The sequence below is a fragment of the Pseudomonas sp. CBS genome (assembly GCF_024734645.1).
Taxonomy (GTDB): domain Bacteria; phylum Pseudomonadota; class Gammaproteobacteria; order Pseudomonadales; family Pseudomonadaceae; genus Aquipseudomonas.
Genome location: NZ_CP102929.1, coordinates 500,429 through 526,412, shown reverse-complemented (window position 1 = coordinate 526,412; position 25,984 = coordinate 500,429). Strand labels below are relative to the sequence as shown.

At 52.3% G+C, this 25,984-nt stretch carries 21 protein-coding genes and 1 pseudogene; 7 read left to right on the top strand and 15 right to left on the bottom strand.

Annotation, left to right across the window (positions count from 1 at the left end; translation table 11 throughout):
* Window positions 1–777: 777 nt before the first annotated feature.
* Window positions 778–1,752 (bottom strand): helix-turn-helix domain-containing protein, encoded by a 975-nt coding sequence (locus NVB75_RS02360; RefSeq protein WP_258345772.1) that lies wholly within the window; start codon window positions 1,750–1,752, stop codon window positions 778–780.
* Window positions 1,753–3,494: 1,742 nt separating this feature from the next.
* On the opposite strand from NVB75_RS02360, the gene NVB75_RS02355 reads away from it, so the two are divergent.
* The 4 genes and pseudogenes from NVB75_RS02355 to NVB75_RS02345 all read left to right on the top strand — a co-directional run bounded on the left by NVB75_RS02355 (window position 3,495) and on the right by NVB75_RS02345 (window position 6,453).
* Window positions 3,495–3,929: a hypothetical protein gene (locus NVB75_RS02355; protein WP_258345771.1), complete on the top strand. Its 435-nt coding sequence runs from the start codon at window positions 3,495–3,497 to the stop codon at window positions 3,927–3,929.
* 241 nt (window positions 3,930–4,170) lie between these two features.
* A pseudogene (locus NVB75_RS33235) lies at window positions 4,171–4,974 on the top strand (MCP four helix bundle domain-containing protein); the annotation flags it as partial.
* The gene (locus NVB75_RS33230; protein ID WP_375378927.1) at window positions 4,969–5,832 is read left to right on the top strand and encodes a methyl-accepting chemotaxis protein; all 864 of its coding nucleotides are present in this window, start codon (window positions 4,969–4,971) and stop codon (window positions 5,830–5,832) included. The pseudogene NVB75_RS33235 and the gene NVB75_RS33230, both read left to right, overlap by 6 nt.
* Before the next feature lie 306 nt (window positions 5,833–6,138).
* On the top strand, window positions 6,139–6,453 hold the full coding sequence (locus NVB75_RS02345; RefSeq protein ID WP_258345768.1) for a hypothetical protein: 315 nt from the start codon (window positions 6,139–6,141) through the stop codon (window positions 6,451–6,453).
* 445 nt (window positions 6,454–6,898) lie between these two features.
* Here NVB75_RS02345 and NVB75_RS02340 read toward each other — a convergent pair whose 3' ends face one another.
* From NVB75_RS02340 to NVB75_RS02295, 10 genes are all read right to left on the bottom strand, one after another.
* Complete coding sequence (locus NVB75_RS02340) at window positions 6,899–8,101, bottom strand: MFS transporter (protein WP_258345766.1); 1,203 nt, start codon at window positions 8,099–8,101, stop codon at window positions 6,899–6,901.
* Between the two features lie 408 nt (window positions 8,102–8,509).
* The gene (locus NVB75_RS02335; RefSeq protein ID WP_258345764.1) at window positions 8,510–8,950 is read right to left on the bottom strand and encodes an Lrp/AsnC family transcriptional regulator; all 441 of its coding nucleotides are present in this window, start codon (window positions 8,948–8,950) and stop codon (window positions 8,510–8,512) included.
* Window positions 8,951–9,217: 267 nt separating this feature from the next.
* Window positions 9,218–9,847 (bottom strand): LysE/ArgO family amino acid transporter, encoded by a 630-nt coding sequence (locus NVB75_RS02330; RefSeq protein ID WP_258345763.1) that lies wholly within the window; start codon window positions 9,845–9,847, stop codon window positions 9,218–9,220.
* 141 nt (window positions 9,848–9,988) lie between these two features.
* Window positions 9,989–10,186, bottom strand: coding sequence for a hypothetical protein (locus NVB75_RS02325; RefSeq protein WP_258345762.1), 198 nt, complete (start codon window positions 10,184–10,186; stop codon window positions 9,989–9,991).
* A gap of 22 nt (window positions 10,187–10,208) precedes the next feature.
* The gene (locus NVB75_RS02320; RefSeq protein ID WP_258345761.1) at window positions 10,209–11,156 is read right to left on the bottom strand and encodes an EamA family transporter; all 948 of its coding nucleotides are present in this window, start codon (window positions 11,154–11,156) and stop codon (window positions 10,209–10,211) included.
* Window positions 11,157–11,202: 46 nt separating this feature from the next.
* Window positions 11,203–12,486: an acetyl-CoA carboxylase biotin carboxylase subunit family protein gene (locus tag NVB75_RS02315; protein WP_258345760.1), complete on the bottom strand. Its 1,284-nt coding sequence runs from the start codon at window positions 12,484–12,486 to the stop codon at window positions 11,203–11,205.
* A 9-nt stretch (window positions 12,487–12,495) separates the two neighbouring features.
* Complete coding sequence (locus tag NVB75_RS02310; protein ID WP_258345755.1) at window positions 12,496–13,353, bottom strand: TauD/TfdA family dioxygenase; 858 nt, start codon at window positions 13,351–13,353, stop codon at window positions 12,496–12,498.
* Window positions 13,344–14,513 carry an NAD(P)/FAD-dependent oxidoreductase gene (locus NVB75_RS02305; RefSeq protein ID WP_258345754.1) on the bottom strand — a complete coding sequence of 390 codons (1,170 nt, stop codon included), beginning with the start codon at window positions 14,511–14,513 and terminating at the stop codon, window positions 13,344–13,346. Before NVB75_RS02305 ends, NVB75_RS02310 begins: the two co-directional genes overlap by 10 nt.
* Before the next feature lies 1 nt (window position 14,514).
* Entirely contained in the window at window positions 14,515–15,636 is a 1,122-nt protein-coding gene (locus NVB75_RS02300) for a pyridoxal phosphate-dependent aminotransferase (RefSeq protein ID WP_258345753.1), read from the bottom strand.
* Window positions 15,637–15,664: 28 nt separating this feature from the next.
* Entirely contained in the window at window positions 15,665–16,375 is a 711-nt protein-coding gene (locus NVB75_RS02295; protein WP_044310846.1) for an iron-containing redox enzyme family protein, read from the bottom strand.
* Window positions 16,376–16,680: 305 nt separating this feature from the next.
* On the opposite strand from NVB75_RS02295, the gene NVB75_RS02290 reads away from it, so the two are divergent.
* The 3 genes from NVB75_RS02290 (at window position 16,681) to NVB75_RS02275 (ending at window position 20,165) form a co-directional block, all read left to right on the top strand.
* Window positions 16,681–17,238 (top strand): XRE family transcriptional regulator, encoded by a 558-nt coding sequence (locus tag NVB75_RS02290; protein WP_005733013.1) that lies wholly within the window; start codon window positions 16,681–16,683, stop codon window positions 17,236–17,238.
* A 669-nt stretch (window positions 17,239–17,907) separates the two neighbouring features.
* Entirely contained in the window at window positions 17,908–18,351 is a 444-nt protein-coding gene (locus tag NVB75_RS02280) for a hypothetical protein (protein ID WP_258345751.1), read from the top strand.
* A 167-nt stretch (window positions 18,352–18,518) separates the two neighbouring features.
* Window positions 18,519–20,165 carry a methyl-accepting chemotaxis protein gene (locus tag NVB75_RS02275; protein ID WP_258345750.1) on the top strand — a complete coding sequence of 549 codons (1,647 nt, stop codon included), beginning with the start codon at window positions 18,519–18,521 and terminating at the stop codon, window positions 20,163–20,165.
* A gap of 591 nt (window positions 20,166–20,756) precedes the next feature.
* Here the strand turns inward: NVB75_RS02275 and NVB75_RS02270 are convergent.
* The 4 genes from NVB75_RS02270 to NVB75_RS02255 all read right to left on the bottom strand — a co-directional run bounded on the left by NVB75_RS02270 (window position 20,757) and on the right by NVB75_RS02255 (window position 25,899).
* The gene (locus NVB75_RS02270) at window positions 20,757–21,674 is read right to left on the bottom strand and encodes a helix-turn-helix transcriptional regulator (protein ID WP_258345748.1); all 918 of its coding nucleotides are present in this window, start codon (window positions 21,672–21,674) and stop codon (window positions 20,757–20,759) included.
* Window positions 21,675–21,713: 39 nt separating this feature from the next.
* Window positions 21,714–22,427, bottom strand: coding sequence for a fumarylacetoacetate hydrolase family protein (locus NVB75_RS02265; RefSeq protein WP_258345746.1), 714 nt, complete (start codon window positions 22,425–22,427; stop codon window positions 21,714–21,716).
* Between the two features lie 236 nt (window positions 22,428–22,663).
* Window positions 22,664–23,920, bottom strand: coding sequence for a histidine-type phosphatase (locus NVB75_RS02260; RefSeq protein ID WP_258348489.1), 1,257 nt, complete (start codon window positions 23,918–23,920; stop codon window positions 22,664–22,666).
* 800 nt (window positions 23,921–24,720) lie between these two features.
* Complete coding sequence (locus NVB75_RS02255; protein ID WP_258345744.1) at window positions 24,721–25,899, bottom strand: fumarylacetoacetate hydrolase family protein; 1,179 nt, start codon at window positions 25,897–25,899, stop codon at window positions 24,721–24,723.
* Between the last annotated feature and the right edge of the window lie 85 nt (window positions 25,900–25,984).

Sequence of the window (25,984 nt, the reverse complement as noted above, 5' to 3'; positions counted from 1 at the left end):
GTTGCAGCATCCTGCAGAGGCTGTGTAGTGACGCCCGTGCTTTCAGGTACGCACGCCACGCTTTCGACAATTGGCTCAAGCCCCCTATCTGAACCGCGAGAATCGAATCTTCTCTTTGTGTCGTTAAAGGCAGAAGGCGTTTTTATCTCAGTCGTAGCACAGCACCATCACCGAGTGGTTTGTTCGGTTTTTTATCATTACGATCTTATTTTTGAGCGGGGATTTAAGACGTCTTTGGCTCAAAGTAGTTGAGGCGAAGCGGCAGGATTTTGGTGGTGAAATTTCTTGCACGTCACAGAACGCAAGACAATTTCGCCAACGCTTGACGTCGAGTGATGGGCTGCAAGTAGGTATCGTTGAGGCCTTCCAAGGCGTTACGCCTGATGAGGCAAAGCTTCCTAACGAACGCTGATCTGATGCATCAGCAGCACAGCTATGCGTTTTGCAACGGGCGCCTGAAGCACACGCAACGGCCCAGTTTTTGTCGGACTGAATATCGATACGGTAGAGTCAAGCTCAGTATGATTCAGCTGACCCAACCATAAGAACTGATCAATATCGCAAATACGGAATAATGCATCACTTTCGACATCTGCGCTTACTCCGTATGGAACGTTGCGCGACTTAAAACGGATCACTCGATCTGCAAGCCTCACTAAACGATGCCATACATAAACATCTCACTGCAGGAGACATCGGACAACTCTGTAACCACTCTCTAAAAGTACAGAGTCATCACTCAGGTATAAACCGGAGTTTAATGAGTAAGGGATAGGGCTACAGCCCTGGGGTACGCGACCGCCTAAGCGTCTCGAGAGGGGGCTCTGCAAATCTCGAAGAGTAATACTTGCAAAACAGATAGTAGTTAGTGAAACCACAGGCAAAAGCAATCTGCTTTAAGGACAAAAAAAGGCTGGTATCGGAAATCATTTTCCGGGCGTGACTTAATCTGACCTCGCGAATATATCTTACAATTGTGGTATCTCTGTATTTTTTAAAACCCACCTGCAAACCTCTAACACTTACGTTAGCCCGTGCAGCTAGGCCGGTGAGGGTCAACTCTTCAGAGAAATAAGAATCTATATACTCTACTGTACTTTTTATACAGTGCGGTGTAGGTATGCGCACGGTATCAGTTGAGCGTATTATACGAGAATAGTTGTTTTCGATATTATATATCGTGTAGGAGATTAGGCTATCTTTCAGATGATTAAGGAAGGGCCCTTCGACCAATGGAAGCTCAGCCGGCAAAGACAATACAGTCTCGGCCATATTAGCTAAAAACCCACCAACCTTAACATCGGGGCTTCTATTATAAAAACATATTCTCGCCTTAGGTGCTTCATCAACAAGAGAACTCATGCATCGAATTACATCATCATAATGCAAAAAAATGCACGTATAGCTGGCCTGTTGAGAAAAACTGGATAAAACAATTTCCCGTTGATCTGAAACAAAAACAGCACCCTGCCTTGACTCATAATTATTTTTTGCTGTTCGCCATGAGACACGCCCAGAATCGGGAACAGTAAGCAGAAAACCGTCCTGCTCCGCTCTTTTTTCGTAAGCCCAGCCTGTCGAACTTTCTGATCGACTGATCGTTGTATTCCCTATTTTGCACATGCTAGTAGCATAATCGAATGTGTTTTCTATTCCGCCGACAACTCCAATATCGCAGCGATGATTGCTAAAGTACTCACTTGCAGAATTTTCGCAGGTAAGTTGACATGACGAGAAAGTGATCTCGCTCATTGCTAAGTCTCATTAACGTTATAGGTAGTTAACATAATAGTCCAAGCACTTGCGCCTGGTGACACTGCTCCGATGAAAGGTATTAAAAAAAAATTCATGTTGCAATAGGCATGGCCGGACCTGCACCGAAATCGACAAAGCCTATCTCAACCGCGACACACCGATTTTTGGAGATTTTTTGAAGGCATAGCTGACTAGGTCCAGCCAAACCTAAAATTGGCGGCCTGTTGCCATGTTCCTCCCCCTTCTCAACACGCTGCGCAACCGAATGAATATGATTTACTGGAGAGGTAATATCCCTTGGCTTGAACGCCGTGATTTCAAACGAAAATAACGTCCGCTGCAGTCGGCTACTGCGATTGCCCAGACAGAACAAGAATCCAACTGTTCGTGGCAGGGATGAGGTGTGATCACCCACCGTCCACCGCGAGATAGCGTCGGTCTGTGCAGGCCATCCCTACTCATTAATTTGAAAAACCAAGGCAGCGCCAAACCTTCTGAGAGAGTTGATTAACACCAGTTATGTTGATGGGAAGCCGCCCCACATTGCGACAATACACTGAGTCACTATGATGTCGCTATCACGCGCCAGACAGTGACGCCCTTGACTATTCACTGCAAGAGCTTGTGGCCAGCCATGCTTTTCCCGCCGCGGAACAGGCTGAAAATAAGCTAACAGAAACCGTTCGCCCATAAGCGAGTCTTGGGCGTGCGATAAGTCCGAAGGCCCGCCATATACCAGTGATCCCGTCATCTATTATGGCAACGTAATGATCAGCCCTACACCAATGCCGCAACTCTTCGAACACGCAAGGTGCAGGTTGCCTACGTACGCAAGCACAGGTAAACGGCTTGATTAGACGCACCAATATCGCGCAGAAGCTGATCAAGTAAATGTGACAGCTTCGAGCTGTGACTTAGAACGTGCGGTCGACGCTATTAGCGATAGACGTTCATCGTGTGATCGAAGTCTGCCTGCAATAGCAAAAATATATCCGTGTAGGGGAGGCAACATCTGGAAATCAGGCTTCCGTAAGCCTTAATGTAAGCCGACGACTACCGGGCGAATGAATGGCACAACCTGTACCTCCGAATCGACAGCAGCGCTATCGAGGCATAGATCAAAAATATTACCAGAAGTAAGATTTGAATACATAGAGCACCATCGAAGTCACGATAGATTGTCTTCAACGTCACAATTTGGTCAAGTTCGCGTACGCCCCATGCCCTTGGAAGGGATGCGCAGCGCCGCATATCAGTCCGGCTGCCACTGGTCGTCACCGTTAACCACTGCGCCTTTACATCGGCGCTTCCTGACAACGCTTAGCTACTGACGCGATCATCTTGAAGCCGAAAGTTGATGATTCGCAATTCGCTTACGATGAGCACAGGTGGGGCTAGTTACCCGCTATACCATCGTTAATGCCGACGCGGCGCGGGGGTGAGACATAAGCGGAAAGCCTGAATGCAGAAAGCGAAATAAAAATTCAAAAAAAACGCAAAATTAAACTAAAGCGCAAGAAAATTTTCGAAGATTCGAGGTTGTTAGCCCTCCGTTCGGCTAGGCTAGTCTCATCATAGACACCTGATTGGCCTACGCGAGAAATTGACAATGTTGAAATCATATATCAGATCATAGCCCTACTTTAGTGTTGTCGCAAAGTCACAGGATAAATAGCTGCGCACCCGTTCCAGGTGGAAGTTATGATTCAATGAGTTTTAAGGGTTGACGAGGTCAATCGATGAGTCTACCAACGCAAAATGGAAAACCGGGACTGGCGTTTATTAAGTTTTCGCAAGATCTCTCGAGACAAGCAAGCAAAGCATCCGTTACTGTTCAACGGTTTGAGGAGGCTTTCAAAGAGGTTAGTTCAGGAATACTGAACCTCTCTCCCACCATCGAAACAGATAAGGTCGTAAAACACGCCCTGATGGAAAGAATGTTATATCGGGATATGCACGTACTGCTTACCGCGATACTACGTTTAAAAAAAGGCTTGGCTACATCCATCAGGTTATTAATTCAAAATGGCGATGCGCAGTTAGCGACCAATCACCACACCATGATAGACAACTCACAAGATAGTAGAGATTTGAGTAATGCCAGGTCTGATATAATTGAAAGTTTAGATTTGCTGGAAAGCCTCGAATCACGGCTTCGTTTGATTGATCGCTGACCATGTTACATAGCGAACGATTGAAATGTACTAAAACGGCCTTCAGCCTTTCACTGCTAAAACCTTGAGGAAGCTAAGCTGATCTGAGGCTTCAGAGTCGGAGGTAGAATGTGCATTGAACACACATATTCTGCGTTGGAACCATAGACAAAATGGGCTACTTAGAAACAATTTCGCCTGAGATCTATCATGTACAGCCAGTAATATCTGACTTGACAGTCATGAACGCTCAATATCTATTATGCTTCACGGGACAACGGCTATGATTTGGTTAAGACATCTAAAACTAAAGACCAAGCTAATCACCGCGTTCGGCTTGTGCGCACTAATCACTGTGGTAGTAGCAGCTCTCGGCTTATCTGGCCTTGGCCAGCTAAACGATCAGATGCAGAATATAATCACTAATAATGTAAAGTCAATCGAACAAACTCAAATTGTAAATAACAACACCATTGCCACTAACCGCGACTTTTTCAGGGCAATCATGTTAGCGGCCTCAAATGCCAGTGAGGACGATATCAAGGCAAATCTTCAGTTCTATCGCGACAATCAAGCGAAAGCCCTGAAGGCGTTCAGAGAGTATCGGACAACACCATTGGAAGCTGATGAGAGAGCCGCTGGCGACAGATTTGAACGTGACTGGTCAGTTTACATTGCTGCTGTTGACACAGGCCTTGCCGCTCTTAGCAACCGGGACACTGAATTAGCCCGAAAAATCGCTACATCCACTGTAGCATTGGCCTATAAAGATGTTAAGGACGATATTACTACGATACTCGACTCCAACTCCCGGCAAACCGGTGAGGCGAACAGAATTGCAGAAACTGCATACTCGCAGATATTCTGGATGTTGATTATCGGGTGCTTATTCGCGGTCGTCTGCGCCATTGTGCTTGGCCTAATTACGACAGCAATGATCACAGGGCCGATCTATAAATCGGTAGAAGCCGCAGGCCGAGTCGCGACGGGAGATTTGACTCATATTGTTAAGGTCAGCGGCACTGATGAAACTGGACAACTTTTGCAGTCTCTGAGCGATATGCAAATCAACCTCAAAGGTACCGTTCAACAAATTGCTAGCGCTGCTGGCCAACTGGCATCCGCGGCGCAGGAATTGACTGCAGTGACTGAGGACAGTACACGAGGATTGGCGACTCAGAGCGGAGAAATACAGCAAGCCGCTACTGCTGTTACCGAGATGACTGCTGCCGTTGAAGAAGTTGCTCGAAATGCAGTAAGCACTTCCGAGATATCCAGCAAAACCGCTGATGAAGCCTCCCGGGGGCAACAACAAGTGCAGCAGGCCGTGACGGCTATTGACACGGTGACCGTTGCCATTACTGAGTCCACAAGGAGCGTTGAGGCCTTGGCTGTCCAGATTCATGACATCAGCAGGGTGCTGGAAGTGATTCGCGGAATAGCAGATCAAACGAACCTCCTCGCGCTAAATGCTGCAATCGAAGCAGCGCGAGCTGGGGAACAGGGTCGAGGCTTTGCCGTAGTCGCCGATGAGGTTCGTGCGCTTGCCCATCGTACTCAGTCTTCAACCAAGGAGATTGAGCTAATGATCAGTCGAGTTCGTGACGGTGCTGATGATGCAGTGCTGGCCATGAGTAAAAGCCAGAGCCTCGTACTCAACACTCAAGCATTAGCCACCGAGGCAGGGTTAGCCCTCAAGCGAATCAGCGAAGGCGTGCATCAGATCAGCGAACGCAACATGGTGATTGCCAGCGCTGCAGAAGAGCAGGCACAAGTGGCCAGGGAGATCGACCGTAACCTGGTTAACGTACAGGATCTATCTGCTCAGACCGCAGCTGGCGCCAATCAAACGAGTGCTTCAAGTAATGAGCTCTCGAGACTGGCTATCTCCTTCAACAAACTCGTCGGGCATTTCAAAATTTAGAGCTTTTACGAGCTCTCGCCCAACCTGTCTACGTTGGGTGAGAGCTCAACTGTAAAGCTAGGATATAACCAATTTGTCATTACGCGCGCTCACAAAAGGTGCTTGATTCAGGCGGGATTTGGCCACTCAGAAATGGATTCAATATTGATAATAGTGTACCGATTGAACAGGTAATTGTGTTCAGCACTTGATCGCTAGCCTTCAAGCTTAGGTCTCTACTGTAGGTTAAGTCGCTTACTTATTAATCTGCCAGCATAGTGAAAACTTTTGCGAAATCACAGATACAAGTTACGAAAAGAGAAAGCAATGGCAATGTATGATTATGTGACCTTTAGGTACCGTATGCCAAACGGAGCTAACGGAGCAACATTTGCTACGAAGGACCTCCAATGCACGATGGATCAATACGAGGTTACCAATCAGGGTCGATTGGTTCGGGTTACCACCACCGATCAAGATGAGCGCCCCGTGGAGGATTTGAATTATTCAGGCTGGCTCGACATTATCTCCGCTTCAGGTCATTTCCGGCTAGAATTCATGAGCGGATCGCTGCGAGCGATTCAGGTGATGGACGAAGATAAATGGGCCCAATTCGATCCCATCCATTGCATACCCAGCTAAAACCGTTCTGACGGCGGTTATTGCGGGAAACCGGGATCGTTGAATTTCAGTTTCCGACTGCTGAAGCGCTTCCAGTGCTCTGCCTAGAGCCCGCGAGCGCAACAGCCCGCCAGTTCCCCCTTAATTCGCCAATGGACTTCTGCTCAGTCAGACGCTGGATCTCGATGAGGTATTGGCCGACAAAGGCAGAATCCCGTTGGATATGATCAACTTCCACCTTACTCCCCTCCTCCACGACTGCCATTACGCTTGCGGCCCCCAACAGGTTGTCAGCAGCCTTCGATCCGTTGGGCCATACGCTTACCAGCTCACAAAACTCACCCAACTGAGCCTAAATAACGCCGTGCAAATCGATCCAGCAACAGCGGGCTACTGGAATTAGGGTGACGGGCGGACATCTCGCTGGCGGCGCGCCGTCTGCATCTGCCGGCCTTAGCCTTTGCGACTAGTCCACTCGCGCACCACGTTTCAAGAAGGCGGGCTCTGTCCACGCGCGAACCCCTGCGGAAATCATCAAGACGATGGCCGGGGCAATCACCAAACTGGCCGATAGCATCGCCCCCTTGAACCCGGCTAGATTCAGAGCTTCACCACCGATAATCACACCCAGCCCGATCGCGCTATTCAGTACAGCTGTATGGATTGCTGTGGCCGGTACCGTGTGATCACCGGCAATCCTCAAGACCCAGGTCTGCAGGCCGGTAAACAACGCGGAAATGGCCACACCCCAGATCACCAGCAAGATAACTACCGGCGCGATACCTAGAAGAGGACCGTAAATACCCAAGGTCACCAAGGCCAATGCCATCGCAATCAAGGCTGCCAGAATGAAAGCGCTCAAGTGGCGATCAATAAAGAGCGCACTCAGCAGATTGCCCAAGAAACCTGCGGCCCCGAAGGCGAACAACAAGACAGCGATCAAGTACGCAGTAATCCCAGGTACCTGACCAATAAATGGTTCGACGAACGTATAGGCTCCAAAATGCGCAGCCGCTGTCAGCCCGGTGATGACGTAAGTGATCAACAGATCCTTACGCCGCAGAACCGCTACAAACCCGACCCCCTTGGCAAGCGAATGAATCTGCACGGAGGGAAGCACCACTGCTATCGCACCGGCGCTGGCCCCACACATCAGCGCCAAGCAAGCAAAGGCCGTGCGCCAACCATCGTATTGGCCCACCATATTGATCAACGGAACGCCCATAACCGTGGCGATCGTAATGCCGCCCAACACGATCGAGGTGGCTAGCCCCATGCGATACGGCGGCACAATATGCGCGGCAGTGGCCGCCACGATTGCCCAGAACACCCCATGGGCCAATGCGCCGACGGCGCGGGAGCCGAGCAACGTCGGAAAATCGGGGGATAACGCCGCCAGGCCATTGGATACGGCCAGTAATAGCATCAATGCGATCAGCAGCGTCTTGCGGGGAATCCAGCGGTTCAGCCAGTTGGAGAGCAAGCCACTGGCTGCCCCGATCCATGCGTATAACGTCACCGCCAAGCCGACGGTAGACGGGGTTTGACCCAGGTCGGATGAGATCTGCGACAACAAACCAATGGGGGCGAACTCGGACGTCACCATCGTAAACGAGGCCACACACAGCGCACCGACTGCGCACCATGTCCGCAAGGCTGAGTTGACCATCGGTAATATCCATCCCTGTTCAAGGCTGAGTCATCGTGAACCCACTCGCATCACCGGCGCGGCGCGGATGGATTCGAAACCTTCTACGTTCAATCTCCACGGCCACACCATACTCGGCGAGCCAACTGTTCATGCCCACCACCCGCTCCATGCCCATGCGTTCGTGCGCCGGGGAGAGTTTAGCTGCTACGCTGCGCAGTGTGTACTCGACTCGGACCAGGTCCATACCGCTGCAGTCGACCCCGCCACAATATCGGACATTACCGAGCTCAAATCGCGCTGGTTGCTGAGCTGGACGAATAATCTTACCTGCAGCACATGCTAAAATATCTTCATATGAACAATTACACCCTAAAACGTACCTTCACCCAATCCGGGAGGGGGGAGTACCGCATCTAAGTCCGGCTCCTATTTTTGTAGAAGTACCAGTTGTCTTTTTTGGATAGGAACCGATAAGACGATGCTTGTACGCGTTTCGCCATAGTTATTAACCTTTCCGATGATGCACTCAAGGTCTGCCATTGACTTAGCATAGATCCTTATGAGGTACGAGTCATCGCCTGTGACGTGCAGGCACTCAACAACTTCAGGGATTTCGTCGAGGGTTGCTATCAGCTTAGTTTTTGATGGTTTAAAGGCAGTGATGCCGACAACGGCAGATATTCCGTACCCAAGCTTCGCTGGATCAACCCGAGCACCATAGCCAGAAATGATTCCGGCATCCTCGAGCTTCCGCAGCCGGTCCGTCGTGGCAGGGATGGAGAGACCTGCGTGCTTTGACAATTCGGTAATGGAGATTCGCCCCGAATCTTGCACCACACTCAAGATTTTTATGTCTATACGATCCACGAAGGCGCTTCCTTGCAAGATGAGTACTTAAATTGAGCTATATATCACCCACTTAAAAGAATACATCAAAATCTCACGCATATGCCATCTTCATTTTACAAACTCCGCAAACACAAAAAAATATAAACCATTTCGACTGTTAGGCGCATCTCGACAGATGCCCGACCCATAGAACGAGAATATATCAAAAAAAGCACCGTCCTCTCCCTCAGTGAAGACCAGGATCATGACTCTTCTCAAGAGAAGCCATGTAAGCCCTCAGGAAAGCTAGAATCCCACAGCGAGAACAATACCGACGGCTACCTGATACGCACCAAGAATACTTATAATAGAGCCGGAAAAGTAGTTAACCAGTTTGAGTTTTGACTTGGATATTCTGGTTTTGAACACGGAGGAAAAGCTACTTAAACCAAGCCACCAGACTGCGGAACCTAGGAATATACCGGACACCATTGGCCACAATGAATGCCGGCCTTCGCCGACGGCCAGACCATCGCTCATTGACGCGAATATTGCAATGAATGAAAAAATGGTTATCGGGTTCGACAATGTCAAAAGCAACGTTGTCGAATAGGCTTTCATCACGCTGGCCCGTTCGCCTGACAAGGCGGTGGTATGCTCCTTTGATTTTATAGTCTGGTAGCCGATATACGCCAGAAAGAGCCCACCGAGAATGCACAGCCAAGGTTTGAACGTAATCAGTGTTGTGATAATAGCAGTGATCCCTAACGCGCCTACAAAGCCATACAGTGCGTCTGCAGTTGCTGCCCCTAGCCCGGTCGCAAAACCTGCCCTCCAACCACGCATAAGGCTTCGCTGTATACATAAAAGGCCTATTGGGCCGACTGGGGCTGCTATGCACAACCCAACAACCACCGACTTCATAAAGATCAACATAAGCTCGCTCCATAATTGAGCTTATATATTAGATGTTGAATACCTACTAACAAATTAAAGATTAAGGCAAACGCAATGAAACGATGCAAACCTTTAAGCAAATAGCTAAAAAACCCTTAATTTTTTAGGCGGCTGAAACCACTATAAGATATGGGCATGCACCCCGACACCATGCAGGTACCCGCTCACCCATTCGATGAGGTCCAGATTGGAGCGGTCGCTGACCGAGGGGAAACCAATCAAGGTTCGTGCGATTTCCAACGTGCGTGCCAGCACGCTGCGGCCGTCATTCGAGCAAGCGTCTGCCGCCCCCTGCGCAAAGGCCAAGGAAAGAGTCATGGGATCTCCAGCAAACAGAAGTCTATTTTTGAAGAGCAACAGGCATGGGCCCAGAATGAACAGCGCGCCTGTCTCGCGAAAACCAGACGTTGGACAACAACACCGCCACGCACACCGCCGTCACCAGGACGGGAACCCAAGGGCTATGCCAGGTGGAGAGCACGAACTCGGCGGCCAAGGCAATGACCGGCACGCAAGGCGTGAGAATTGACACCCGCCCGCCTCCCAAGTGCTGAATGGCAAATTGCAGGGTGAACACCGGAATCAGCACACTGACAAATGCCAGCTTGATCAACTGGCCGAGCATGGCAGTATCCAGCGTGAGCAACTGGTGCAAATTTTCCCGGCCGACCCACCCTGTGACGATCAATAGCAGGAAGAATCTGACGCACAGGATATCCATGGCGCTGTACTTGCTGTCGCGGTTCAGTCGAGCCGAGCAGAACACATAGATCCCGCCAGTGATCCCGGCGACAGTCGCCAGGGCTATGCCCTCATGCAAGTTGACCAGGCTTACCTGGGCCGTGACCCCAAGCGCGAGACGCATAAGGACCAACGCCATCAGCGACAACAGGATCAGCAGCGCGCCCAGCCAGCGGGAACGACTGACCGAGGAGCGCGCCACCAGCATTTCACAGACCACCACCACCAGCGGCATCCAGCCCTGATAGATCGCCGACTCCACCGACGCCTCGATGCGCTGCAATGCCATGAACATCAACCACCAACTGAACAACGTCAGCACATTGAGCAGCAGCACGCCTCGCCACTCCTCCCGCAGCAGGCGAAACGGGTCATGACCTCGCAAGGTATGCACCACGAAAAATACCGCCCAGGCCATCAGGAAGGTAATGAATGTCAACGCCGCCCCACTGATACGGGTGAACGCCACCATGACCCAGACGGCCGAGAGCGCCGTCGAGATGCAGTAGACCGCCATGCTGACGGCACCGAGTATTCCTGTCTTCATGCCTGCTCCTTGAGAAAAACCTGCTGCCTGCCGCCTACTGGATTGATCAAGCGGTGCCCGGCTCCAGCACTTCCACCTGGGTCGGTACGTAGTGCTGCAAGGCTTCGAAGTCAGCGCGAAGTACCTTTGGATCAGCGTTATACAAAGTCAGGATGCCCGCGGTATCGGCCAGGGACCGGGAGTCCACCACCATTCCGGGGGCGACCCGCCAGTCGATGTTGTAGGTACTGGAAATGGGGGGCTCGTTGAGCTGGCTGATCCGGCCTTTGCGCAAGGGCAACAAGGCGGACACCACATTGTTCTTCTCGTTGGGCTTGATGTCATCGAGCGCCGCAGCGCCAGCTACGAGGTAGAGATTGGCGTCGATCAGGTTGATGTCGCTGTTTTTCTCATGGTATGGCACCCCGATGCCGCCAGGTACGCGTGCGGCAATTTCCAGGAACACCGGATAACCGCGCTTGCGGTCCACGAAGACCTCGTGGTGCGTCGAACCGTTGCGAAAGTTCAGGGCCGCAATCACGTCCCGGTTGAAGGCTTCCAGGGTTGCCTTGAGCGTGGGGTCGGCCACGGGAATCACGCTCAAGGGCTTGCCCTGGACGAAGTCGAAGTTGGTGCAGCCCAGTTCCAGCACACCGCAGTAACGGATTTGACCGTCAACCACAAACGAGTCGCACTGGAACATGTCGCCGTCGATGAACTCGTCCACCTCATAATCAAAATGATACGGCGAGGCCAATACTTGTTCGCGGGCCTTGATGAATTCGGCCTCGTTGCGAATGATCGACACCTCGAAACTGCCCGCTGCGTTCACCGGCTTCAGGACCAGGGGCAAGCCCAATCGCGCCGTCAGCTCGGCGTAGTAAGCCTGCGGCTCAGCCGATAGCCGTACGTGATCCAGTGGCACAAACTCGGGAATGCGTATCCCCTTCTGGCTGACTGCGTGCTTCATCAGTACTTTGTCGCGAAAGTTCGCCACGATCGCCTGCGTATCGCCCTCTAATCCGAACTCCTCGCGCAACTGAGCCGCCAGCTCAACGTGGCACTCTTCCTGGCAGAAAATACGCAATGACGAAGTATTGCCCTGCACGGCTCGCAGCTCATCGCTGACGATGCTGCGACATTGGTCATGATCCAGCAGCGGACGGATGTTGCGCTGCAGGTCGGCATCCACACGCACAATCTGCGAGACATTACGCTCAAGCGCAGGCGGCAGGACGTCGGCATGATAGGCAATCAGCACTGTCCGGCAATCTCGACCCAGCGTCTGCAACGCCTTCTCGGAGGCAAAGTTGAGGTAATGGGGCGTCAGGAAAACGATGGTCTGGATCATGGTAGTGCCTCACTGGAAGTCGACGTTCATGCGATAGAGAAGACGCGCATCGGCGCCCCCTTCACTTTTGGGTATTGGCGGACCTTTATGCAGCGTTGAGAGGTTGTCCCAGATCACGATGTCGCCTGGGCGGTAGGCATGCCGATAGCGCGGCGCGTGCTGGACAAGAAAGTCGACCAGACTGTCGAGAATGCGATGGGACAGTACAGGCGTTACCCCGTCTATTTGCATGGCCGTGGCGGCCGGCGCATACAGCGACGCCGTGCGGGCGAGCGGGTGTTTGTACACCAGGGGGTGGACCACGGTGTTTTCCAGTGCGCCAGCCTCCTGGGGATTGAGCTGTTGCACTGCGGCGTCGACATTGCGCAGCGTGTCGCGATTGCCGAAACGGTGGTGAATCCGCAGGTTTTCCAGGTCGAGACCCTTCAGGTGCGGCGGGCAACCTGGACTTTCCAGCCACTGGCGAACCTGATGCAGGCCTGCGACACAATCTATGAATTGGGTCTCCCCGTGCTGGTCCGGAACACGTACCGACAGCAGTGACGTGAACACTGTGTTCGCCGATTTGTACGACATGTCGGTGTGCCAATACCCTCCTCCTTCATGCACTCCCAAGGCTTCGCCGTCCCGATGAAGATTGGTCACGGTCAGCACTTCCCGATAGTCCTCAAGGCAGTACTTGGCCAACACGTGATGCACAGGCGAGCCCAGCCTGCGCATCAACTGCACATAGGGGGCAACGCTGACGTCCTGGTTGGCGATGACCAGCACCTTGGCCTGCGCGATGGCCTGCTTGAGCTCTGCTGCCGACAGCCCTAGCACGTCGCCAAGGTCCAGACGCAGCGGCTGGAACATCCTCACGCCCATGACCGCAGTCCTTCTTGCAACGATGTCTCGGCACTCATTTCTGCGGCGGCGGGCACCATCGTGTTGATCGACGCATAGCCTGAAGCTGCACCCGCGAAATACAGACCGGCGACAGGGCTTTTCCCATCCTGATGACAGGTAAAGCCGGTTTGCTGGTTGAGCAGTTGCGGCCAGTCGGTGGCGGGGAGTTGTGCGGTGACGCCGATGGCCGAAACCAGGCATTGGTCCTTCGCCGATACATCCAAGTGCAACTCATACCCCTCGGATGCCTGGGCAGCGACCAGCCGGCCCACCTCTTGAGCTTTGCGACAGGACGCCTGGAGCAGCGAATTGCCGTTGAGTGATGCAGGAAGGTCCAGGACGACCTTGTCGCCGTCCGGGCGAATGCTGTTGTAGGCATGCAGCCAGATATTGGCCCGGCCCGTACAGTTTGCGCTGTTGAGTGGCCCTTGGAAGGAACTGGAGGAAGTCTTAGCAATCATTTCCAACGTGCGCTGGCTCAGGGACCTGAGGGCAAAGCGATCATCGGTCTCTTGGGGGTACAGTCCCAGATAGGACTTGATCAGGATCGACACATTGCGGGCGAACGGGGCCAACAACAGTGCGATCTGAAACGCACTGTTACCGCTGCCGAAGATGACCACATCCTGCTGCAGGAAACGCTGGGCCTGGCCTCGCGCAACCATTTGGTAGACTTCAAAGCAATTCAACCAACGGGCATTGGGCATTTCAAAGGGCGGCGCCTTCGGGCGAATTCCCGTTGCCAGGATAATCTGCCGCGCGCGCAAGGAATGATGCTGGGAGCCCGGGGCCAGACTCACCTCGAACAGCTCCTGGGCCTTGCTGACGGTGACCGCTCGTTGCTGGATCCGGGTCAATGGCAAGGCTTTGAAGTTGCTCCGGATATAAGCTGCGTATTCCTCACCGGTGGGGCTGATGCACAACTTGCGCATGAACCGATGCAAGGGATATGGCGCACCTTCGATCTCCAGTTCATTGCAATATGACTGCAATTGATGGTCTCCCATCATGCCCATGCACCCCCCGAATACATCGCTGATGACAGCGACTTTCAGGCCAAGATCGATCAGCCTGATACACTCGCCAAGCCCTGCTGGACCGCCGCCTACGACAATGACGTCGAATACATGCTGCTCCATTTCAAAAATCCTCCAGACGGGCACAGGCTTGATCAACAATCGATTTGGCTACCGAGAAAGAAAACCTGACATAGGTAGGGCACTGCCCCAGGTAGAAAGGCGTCGCGGGCAATGGCATGACCCCGCAACGAACGGCCAGGTGTTGACTGAATTCAACCGGAGACAATGAAGGCGCCCGCCGTGAATAGTCGGCCATGATGTAATGGCCGCCTGCCGGTAACCGGATATCCAACCCAGCAGCCAGCAGTGCACCAGCCAGGCGATCACGTTTGTGCTTGTAATGCTCACGCAAGCTATCGAGTCGCCCGACGGTCAACTCATCAAGCAAAACAGCAACGGCTGCCTGTATGGGAGTAGGTTGGCAATAGCTCAGGTAGAGGTGGTGGGCATAGGCTCGCTCCATGAAGGTTGCCTGCGCGCATAACCAGCCGATCCGGACTCCCGTCATGGACAACAACTTTGAAGCGCTACCGGCCACCATCATGGGAATCTGCTGGTGGGGGTACCACGTCGGTGCGTCAGTGTCGTATTGATAGTGACGATAGGCTTCGTCGACAATCACCATGAAGTCATGGTTTTTTGCCAACGCCACCATGTGCTGCCAATCATCAGCGGACATGCACCACCCTGTCGGGTTGTGGGGCGTATTAAGCAGCAATATGCGAACACCGGCACGCAATTGCTGTTCGAGCATTGCCCAGTCGGGACCGATTGAATGCCCCACCGATAACGGCACTGCAACAAACTCCAACCCCAACAATGTCGCCATTCCTGGGTAATAGGGATAGAAGGGTTCAAAAAACGCGACCTTGCTGCCGTATTGCGTGGACGCTGCGTAGAGGGCCAAGTACAAGGCCTCGGTACAGCCGCTGGTCACCAGAACCTCGGTGTCGGGCGCATAGCCGGCATTGTGGCCCGCAATGCTTTCGCGCAAGATCATTTCGCCGCGAGGGTCGGCGTACTGCCAGCCCGCCCGTACCTGGCGGGCCAACGCCGCATTCATGGCATTGTCAAACAGGGGTTCGGGAAGTCCTTGCGACAGGTTCAAGGCCCCTGAGGATGCTGCATATGCACTGACATCCCTGAAGGGCGCCACTCGACCAATCAATGTCCAATCATCCATGGCTTCCCGCCCCCCTTGTCTTGATCGTTCAAGCGTGAGTGGCTACTCGGTTGAGTCCTTGCCAGAATCGGGTCAACAAGTTCAGCACATCGGCAGCGCCCTCCAGGATATCGTTGCCGTTGTCAGTGTCCCGGGCGGCCTCCATGACCGCATCACTGATCCATTGCACATGATCGGTTTCGACCAGCATGTGCAGATAGAAGTAGGTGAAGTCTTCGTGTTTCCACCCGCTGTAGAGGCGGAAGCCTTCGTAGAGGTTGGCGATCATCGGAAAGCCGAACTCTTCGATAACGTAATGAGCACCAATGGCATGCTCTGTCGAACCCTCGAGGAAAATTCGACGCAGGCCATCGACCAGCTCGCTGGCCTCGGGAATGTATTCAACCTTCTTCCAGTCATCCAACGTGATGCCGACGCCGGCAAGTACACGCTCAAACATAATGAAGTGTGCTTCGCCCACTCCATCACCAAGCTCAGACACTACCGTGCGCGCCAACTTCATTCGAATCACTTCGCTGTCGGTGCGGTGCGAAGTACCTGCCAGGATCTGAGGGAAAGTACGGATGTAATAAAAGTACTGCTGAAACACTTTTTTCAACGTTGCCTTAGGCAGCGGGGCCTGGCGAAACGTTTTATAGAATGCGTTGGTATTGATCCCCGAAGCCGTGATCATTTCCTTAATCGAATGGATGATTTGCTCACCCGTCAGATAGCCTTGTTCCATTTGCTGAGCCGGCATAGACACCCCCAAATACGATAAGGTAGCTTGGAAGACAGTGACAGAATGCCACCCCACATGTTTCACATAGTAAACAAACGACTCGCACACACAAATTGATACTTCTAATCAAAGACGCCAAGAGCAATAGATTTATTTTGAAACAAAAAAAGATCGATGCAATTTTACGATTTATATCAATGAGTTATTATTGAATAAGGAGTTTTACGCACAAAATAAGTGCATTATTTATTTTTCGCACCAATCAAATGCGCATCGAACGCTAAGCTTAGAGTCAAATCTTCTCCATCTGGAATTTTCTTATAGTGAACAATCAACCCATTGATATCGCGTTGACCCTCAAAGCCGAGCGCACCGCGCGTGAATGGTCCATCAGCGAGCTAGCCCAGCTTTCCGGTGTATCAAAGGCAATGATTAGCAAAATTGAAAATGCCCAGGTCAGCCCTACCTCGACGATTCTAGGTCGGCTGTCGGGAGCCTTCGGCTTGCCCCTCTCCACCCTTCTGCATCGCGCCGAGGGGCGCTCGGGACTTCTCTCAAGAGCCGCGGAGCAACCGCGCTGGGTGGACCCGGAAACGGGTTACACACGCCAGCAAATATCTCCGCGGGAGGGGTGGCCGCTGGAGCTGATCAGCGTAAAACTGCCGCCGGGAGTTCGTGTCAGCTACCCTGCCACCGCCTACGTATTTCTTCATCAGCAGGTATGGATCACGCAAGGCACATTAACGTTTACCAAAGGCGCTACCCTCTACATATTGGAACAGGGCGACTGCCTTCAGCTGGGCCTACCTGAAGAAGCTTGCACGTTCGAAAACGCTACGCCGGTAACTTGCGAATACGTTATTGCCCTGCATCGCAAATAAGCACAAGCCTACTATGCCCCTCAGCTACGCAAACCAGAGACTCGCCTCAAAGCGGTATATTTCTACTCAAAGAGGCCATGGTTTTGTTTGGGATGGCTCACCACAGCTCGAGCTTTGGAGGCGACACCCGGCACCTACCGCCGTCTATGAAGTGAAAGCTTGGCCCGGTGTTATGCGGCGACCTCACTGACCCTACAGGGCCGGCAACTCGAGGTGGTATACAACGGCTCTAGACTTCTGGCTAAGTAGCCGCAGTGTGAGCGTCCAGCGAAGTCACCTATCCAGCGATAGGCATCACGCTGCTTGCCCTCAACCACAATCCTGAACGCGCTCGGCGAAGACCACCTGCTTCATGAAGCATATCAGCGGCTCAGACCAGACATTTCGCTAAATTTGTAAGCCTCCTTCAAAGTCTTCAAAAAAAACGTAATTTCTAAAAAAAACGCGCAACTATTTTCTATTCCGGGAAAACTGAGCTTCCTTCTTGAGAAGGTCCAAGTTATCTTCATGAAAAATAATTTACCTGCACCTTCAGATAAACGCGCCTAATGTATAAATTTAAAAATAAGCATTTGCAATCTGTTAGCCGATGCATACAGGAAATACTCATGATCCTTTTTCGGAATGCCATTAAGAATGGTTGAATTTTGACAAAAATGAGTTCAATTGATGAATGTACCAACACTGAACATCGATAGCGTCCAAGCATTTATTAGTTTTTCTCATGACATGTCCGCATGTGCAAAAAAAACAGCCGCCGCTGCCGAAAATCTAAAATACACCTACCACGATTTGACCAGCGCTTTCACAAACTTCCCGATGACCACTGATGCCGACAACGTGGTCAGACTAGGCTTGATGGAAAACAGGCTACGACGCGACATAAATACTCTGCGTTCAGAGATGCATCGTTTGCAAAAGTTATTGATCGAGTCGACCAACTGCCTCATCCAAAGCGGTAATTCGGCCTTAGCTACCAGCTACACTAGCATTCAAGCCACCCGCGAAAATTACGCAGAGTTTGACCGGGCCAGATCCGAGCTTATTTACAATTTATATCTGCTTGATAACTTGGACCTTACCCTCCTATCGATTAATTGCGAAAAAATCTAAGAAACCAGTCTGTCCGAACAGGAGGTAAAACCCTACCTGGGTTATCATTCTTCATTTAACTTTTGCCGAGCTGGCCGAAGCGTGAAGACCGTTTCGTGCTTCGTCCGTTATATTTTGGGACACCCAGATTGACAGACGAATTATCCAACTCACAGGCTTGATACAACATGTCCATATTATCAGTTACATCGTTTAGACTGCAATCCAAACTAATGATAGCATTCGGCTTATGCGCCCTGATCACTATAGTAGTGGCCATGCTGGGGTTCAGCGGCCTTAATAGGCTGAGCGATCAGATAGAGGATATAGTCGTAAACAATTTAACCTCCATTAATCAAGGGCAAATTGCAAATGCTAACGCAATTGCCACTAACCGCGATTATTTCAAGGCTATCGTCCTTACCGCTGCAAATGCAAGCTTTGAGGATATCAAAGCAAATCAAGACTCCTATCGCAGCACTCAAGAACAGGCCCTGGCAGCATTTAGAGCTTATAGGGAAACGCCACTTGAGGCGGATGAGAAAGCTGCTGGGGATAGATTTGAGCGTGATTGGCCAGCTTACATCGCTGCAGTAGACCTTGGTTTTAACGCCCTTAATAAAAGAGATGTTCAGCGGGCTCGAGAGATCGCAACGTCTAGCATTATGCCGGCTTACCAGGACATCAAAGATGACCTCAAGGTAATACTTGATTCGAATACACGACAAGCTAATGAGGCAACACTGATCGCGCAAAAAGCCTATTCCCAACTTACTTGGATATTGAGCATCGGATGTTTGATCGCTGTCATGTGCGCGGTTGTCCTTGGCTTTGTGACGACTAAAATGATTACTGGTCCAATGTATAAGTCGGTGGAGGCTGCGAGCCGGGTTGCAAAAGGTGATCTGACTCATAGCGTAGAGGTCAGTGGCACGGATGAAACTGGACAACTTTTGCAGTCTCTGAGTGACATGCAATTCAACCTCAAAAGTACTGTTCAGCAAATTGCTAGCGCTGCAGATCAACTGGCGTCCGCGGCGGAGGAACTGACCGCAGTGACAGAGGACAGTACACGAGGGTTGGCGACTCAGAGCGGAGAAATACAGCAAGCCGCTACAGCGGTGACCGAGATGACTGCTGCCGTTGAAGAAGTTGCTCGAAATGCAGTAAGCACTTCCGAGATATCCAGCAAAACCGCCGATGAAGCCTCCAGGGGGCAACAACAAGTGCAGCAGGCCGTGACGGCCATTGACACGGTGACCGTTGCCATTACTGACTCCACAAGGAGCGTTGAGGCCTTGGCTCTCCAGATTCATGACATCACCAGGGTGCTGGAAGTGATTCGCGGAATAGCAGATCAAACGAACCTCCTCGCGCTGAATGCTGCAATCGAAGCAGCGCGAGCTGGAGAACAAGGCCGAGGCTTTGCCGTAGTCGCCGATGAGGTCCGAGCGCTTGCCCATCGTACTCAGTCTTCCACCAAGGAGATTGAGCTAATGATCAGTCGAGTTCGTGACGGTGCTGATGATGCAGTGCTGGCCATGAGTAAAAGCCAGAGCCTCGTACTCAACACTCAAGCATTAGCCACCGAGGCAGGATTAGCCCTCAAGCGAATCAGCGAAGGCGTGCATCAGATCAGCGAACGCAACATGGTGATTGCCAGCGCTGCTGAAGAGCAGGCACAAGTGGCCAGGGAGATCGACCGTAACCTGGTTAACGTACAGGATCTATCTGCTCAGACCGCAGCTGGCGCCAATCAAACGAGTGCTTCAAGTAATGAGCTTTCGAGACTGGCTATCTCCTTCAACAAACTCGTCGGGCATTTCAAAATTTAATGTTTTTACGAGCTCTCGCCCAACCTGTCTACGTTGGGTGAGAGCTTAACTGTAAAGTCGGCACCAGTGAGCGGGGGGCAATTTCGCAAGCAATTACCACAAGGATTTCGAATCCTGTGATATAGGCCGAATGCAGTATCGTCAAAGAGGACTGCCTGACGCGCAGAACTCGCGAGTGGGAGGTCCCTAACTGCAGCCACTGGGCGAAAGTCGGGCAATCCACAACACGCACCTTGACTGGAGCACTAACGCTCAGATGGTGTACAACGAAGGCGATCAGCGCCGCAGCAGCGATTTCTAGAGCGACAGCGTCGTTAGTTGGCGAGTTGTGTTGAAATGCTGGCGCTTATCCCCCCTTTGTTCTTTGGAAATCATGCGTTTTGGCTTCCATCCGTTGAGCTTCATGGCAGGACTGTAGTCATACTCACCAGCACAACGGCCACGAAACGTCTGATTTTGAACAACAACCGCAATTACGCTCCCCCAACAGAGCACAGCCGAGGCGATCAAAAAACTGATGTGGCCCAGTACGCTTGCCGACTACCAGCAAATCAGCGACGCGTCTCGGAGAATTGTTCGGACAGTTTGAACCTAAACACTCATGCCGGCAGCGATTACGGTGCGTCGATACTGCCCGGGTGCCATCCCGTGCATCTTGCGAAAACGTCGAGAAAAGTAAGCCTCGTCGACAAATCCGCAAGCCAGTGCCACTTGGCCAATCGTACTGTGCTGCGCCAGTAGCAAGCTACGCGCAAGTTGCATTCTGCGATCTAAGACCAACTGCGAAAAAGTTTTCCCGGTTTCTTTCTTTAACAGATGCGTCAGGTAGTTAGGTGATAAGAACGCTTCGGCTGCTGCCTCCTTCAACGTCAAAGTCGGGCGATGCTCATGCTGGCGAATGTAGTTACGCACCCTACCTAGCGCGTCAGCTCGACCCTTGCCGGCAGCATCATCAGCGGCCAGCGCTTGTAACGCTAAAGCATGTGATTGGCACACTAAACCGATGATGTTCAAGAGATAACCCTTGAGACGTTCGCGCGCGCCAAATCCTCGCTGCGCATCCAGCGCACGCATATCTGAAAGCCACTGGGTCAGTTGTTCGAACGCGCCTTCATCGAGGATAAAATCCAGATGCTCCTGAAAACGAAAGGGCGTCAGCTCGGGCGCCTGGGCGATCGGCACATCTTCCAGATCGAGAGGATCGCATTGCAATTGCGGCAATAGGAAGTGCTGAGCGAAGTTTAAGAGCATGAACTCCCCGTTTTCTGGATGGGGAATCATGTGAAGACGATGCGGCAGTATGAAGGCCAGGGCTCGCTTGGGGAAAAGCCGCACAGAACCACCGATGTGCTGCACGGTATCTCCGCCCAGATTGATCTGGATCTGAAAATAATCGTGCTTATGAGGGCTAGTCAATGCTGCACGGCCGGATTTATCGCGAATGTAGAAATCAGGACGATCGCTACGTTGCTGCATATCGTAGGTTTGTATCGGGATTGGAGGTGACATGACTGTGACCCTAAGCGGCATGCCACACTTTAATCAGCCTCAGGCCTCAATGCCAAGGGCAGTTTTTCCGATACTGAAAGTCAGTTCACCCACACCGTCTATACCTGCCTCAACTTTGTCACCTACCTGCAGCGCCCCCACGCCCGCCGGTGTACCAGTAAGAATAAGATCTCCCGCCTTCAGAGCTACCGCACGGGAAGCGTAACTGATCACATCAGCCACCGACCAGATCTGGTCGGCGAGATCGCCGCGCTGTCGCTCCTCACCGTTAACCTTGAGCCAAACTGTACCGTTGCCAGGATGACCGACACGGCAAACGGGCTGCAGAGCCGAACAAGGTGCTGACTCGTCAAAGCCCTTGGACCAGTCCCACGGGCGGCCCATTTTCTTCGCCTGAGCCTGAATATCACGTCGCGTCAGATCAATGCCTACGCCATATCCCCAGACATGCTCAAGCGCTTGTTCAGGACTGATATTTACACCGTCTTTGCCAATCGCTACCACCAGTTCGACTTCATGATGGAGATCTTCAGTCAGCGGCGGATAAGCAATGACATCGGGGTTGCTTACTACTGCATCCGCCGGTTTAGTAAAGAAAAATGGCGGTTCACGATCGGGATCGTGTCCCATCTCACGGGCATGGTCGCTATAGTTACGGCCTACGCAAAACACCCGGCGGATCGGAAACTGACGACTGTCGCCGTCCACATTGAGAAACGGCGCTCGGGGAGCATCAATCACATATTCGATCATTCTTAGACCTGTTTACGGCTGGAAATTGAGTCCAGTTTGCGCCTGTCGGCACTGTAGGTCTTTGGACGCAAGCCTGTATTTTATGGACAGAACCACGGAGGGCAGCGAAGTGAATCTGACGCTAGTGGATAAGCTTAATAGCGCCGAATTATCATGGGACGCCAGCGCCGAGAGAAAGGCAACTCACCACCAAACAGCACCAGGAGCAGTTTCCGGATATCACTGAAGTTTTTACATCAAAATGAGCTGTCGTAACGCTGTAGCTCGGTCGCGGACCAATCGATGCGTGCGCCCATCTCAGCAACAAACGCCTTCAATGGCATCATTTTCCTACCGGCATACCCTAAGTACTGAACCTTATACGGCGGTGCGTTGGACAAATTGCGCAATTGGTCCAGGCTCTGCGCCACATAGGCAACGCTGACAAACTGTGCACCTGTGCGGTTGTTTATCCAGCGTTCAAACACAATAGCGCCACCCGGTGCCGCGTCATTCTCGGGGTACTCGGCAATTTTCCAGTCAAACTCCAGCAAGGTGCGTAACTGCGCAATATTACTATCGTGACCCACGTATACCAACCATTTGCTACCAGGTGGGCCGCCCACAGATGCCGGTTGCAGGGCCAAAAGGATTTGTCCGAGCAATTGAGAAGCTCCCCTCTGGGCGATGTAAGGTACGTGATTGCTCAGCGCGTATTTGTACGCACGCAACCCCATCAAACGCGATACGTCTGCAGCGGTACGACCTTCGCCAAAGGCCACCTGGTCAAGTGGCAAGCCTTCAGCGTACTGCATACGGAAAGTCTCGCTCATAGCCGCGCCCACATCCAGCGGGCTGCTGAGCTTGATCTTGCCAGCGTCCTCTTTCAGCGACCAAGGTTGCTCGCTCAGGGCGCAGGAACTCTTCTCGCAGGACGTTGGCACCCCCACCAATTGATCCATAGCCTGTACGGGTACGGCAAAGCGCTGGCGAGCGGCAGCAATGCTGCCGCCCATAGCGGCCTGCAGAGCCGCCAGGGTTAGCGCTGGATCCAGTGGCGCCAAGCCATTTTTAGAACTGTGGAACAGCCGGTCTTCGTCTTTCCCTACATGGTGTACCGCTATGCCGCAGCCGGGGAACATCCCCTGTACCAGCGCCGAACCGGTGGCCTGAGTACGCGCGACGGGACTGGACCATACATATGCCTCCCCTGCCTGTGGACAATGCCCAGCCTGGAACAAACCGAGTGAATCCAATGTGTGCCGTTGCCAACGCCCCAGCAACACTGTGGCCGCTCGGCCATGGGTGGTTAATTGGCCGTCGGGGGTGCCGAACGAGGGCCAAGTCTTGGCCGACCAACGTTGCAACTCCGCAGTTTCGGTCGGCGGGCGGATGCCATGGCGCATCACCATGACTACTTTGTCTAGGCGCAACACGGGGGTGCCTAGAGTATCTGCAACCGATGGTAGGGCTATGCATGCGCAAAATACCAAGCTCACATATCTAAACAACATCGATTTCAAACGTTTGGCCCTGGAAGTCATAGCGGTTGTTTAGATTACTTACCTTTCGTACTGCATGACTGATTATTACCTCCGCTTCCACGTAGCAAAGACTATTGGGCTTTTATCACCTGGCGTTAATACATTGCTGGGTGACACCCACAATCAGAAAATTGGAAATGGGAATTGAACGGGAGCATCAATGGTTGCCCAGTCCGTCTGCGCCTGAAGGCATCGACATTAGTAACTTTTCCTATCCATGCTTACGACCCCTTTCCTGCAAGCGTGTTTTGCCCCTTGCTAACCTATCGCGTCCAGATGTTTTTTGACCAGTGAAGAATCTAAAAGAGGCCTCACTTCGGGGTAGATACCTCTACTATGTGCTTCTGCTCGGCTGGTTTGGAATATCACTTTTTCAGCTCAAACATTTGCGATAGCTGGCAGCCTTATTCACCAGCGGCAAGCTTCCAGGCCAAAGACCTTCAGGGTTCACAATCCAGTGGTTCGATAGGTTCCAGAAAAGGGTGACCGCCGCTCGACGCCCCCCATATTCTTTTCGGTTTGTCTTTGACAATAAAACAATTGTGAGCAACATTACCACTAATGGAACAGTATTCCAATAACATGAAGGCGACGCCTAACCAGGGGAAACGCGCCTTTAACTAAATGACTTTATAGAGAAAGACATTGGCGCACAGGAAAGCTCTGTCAAGGAAACGCTTGGTGCCCCCCTTGATCCTGCCCTCAAATGTGCGTCCGTATGCTTAGTCCTTGTGGAAGAACGCCCAATGCATCCCACCACCCTGCCCTACCTACAGAAGTCCGCGGGCAGCAAGATTGCGCATCATTGCTCGAAGGCCGAACGTCCAAGGCGCAGCTTCATGACTATAGGTGACGGTGTTACGCAGCGTGCCCAGCAGCGGACTCCCTATACTGACCTCATCGCCTTGTTTATGCGTAAAGCCGCTCCCCGGCTGCTCACGATCTTGGGTAGGCGCAAACAACGTCCCGAGAAAGAGCATGAAACCATCAGGGTACTGGTGATCGCCGCCGACTGTCTGGGCCACGAGATCCAAAGGATCACGGCTGATCAGCGCCATGGAGCTGCTGCCTTCAAGAACGAAGCCGTCGTTGCCCTGAACGTGCAAATCCACGACGCAATTACGCACGTCATTGATCGTAAACGCTTCATCGAACAGACGAATAAATGGGCCGATCGCACAGGACGCGTTGTTGTCTTTGGCCTTGCTCAACAGCAGTGCGCTGCGACCTTCAAAATCGCGCAAATTGACGTCATTACCCAACGTGACGCCATGCACATGGCCTCGACTGTTCACCGCCAGCACGATTTCCGGCTCAGGGTTGTTCCACTCAGACTTGTGATGAATGCCGATTTCGCTGCCGCTACCCACGGCAGCCAGAACCGGGGCCTTCGTGAAAATCTCCGCATCCGGGCCTATACCGACCTCCAAGTATTGCGACCACAGGCCTTGCTGGATCAGTACAGCTTTAAGGCGCATCGCTTCTGGCGAGCCCGGTTTGATCGCCCGCAAATTATCACCTATGGCGTCTTGGACCAGACGGCGAACACTTTCGGCCTTGGCAGCATCACCTCGGGCCTGCTCCTCGATTACCCGCTCGATCATGCTGGAGGCAAACGTTACTCCCGCCGCCTTGATGACCTGCAAATCCGCTGGGGGCAACAGCGATGCCTTGTCGGGATCGGTGTGGCTGCCAGTGTTTCCGAGCAACGCCTCGACCGTTCCGATGTACCTGCCAGGCGCCTGTCGAACAGCCAACAGCGGCGAGGTGTGTTCCAGCAGTTCGCTTATTGTCGAAAAGACTTCAGAGAGGTCATACACACCGTCCTTACGCAGCACTACCGGCGATGGGCCTGCAATCGCACCCGGAACCCAGGCTCGGCCGATCAGCGTTCCGGCCGTGCCATCCACGGGCAGTGTGTTTGCGCGCGTCAGTTTCATATTCGACATAAAGCTTCCAGATCAGTCAGCCATCAGAGATCTAAAAGTAATGAACTGACCTCATGAATCCCAATGAAAGAATCTCACTCATCGA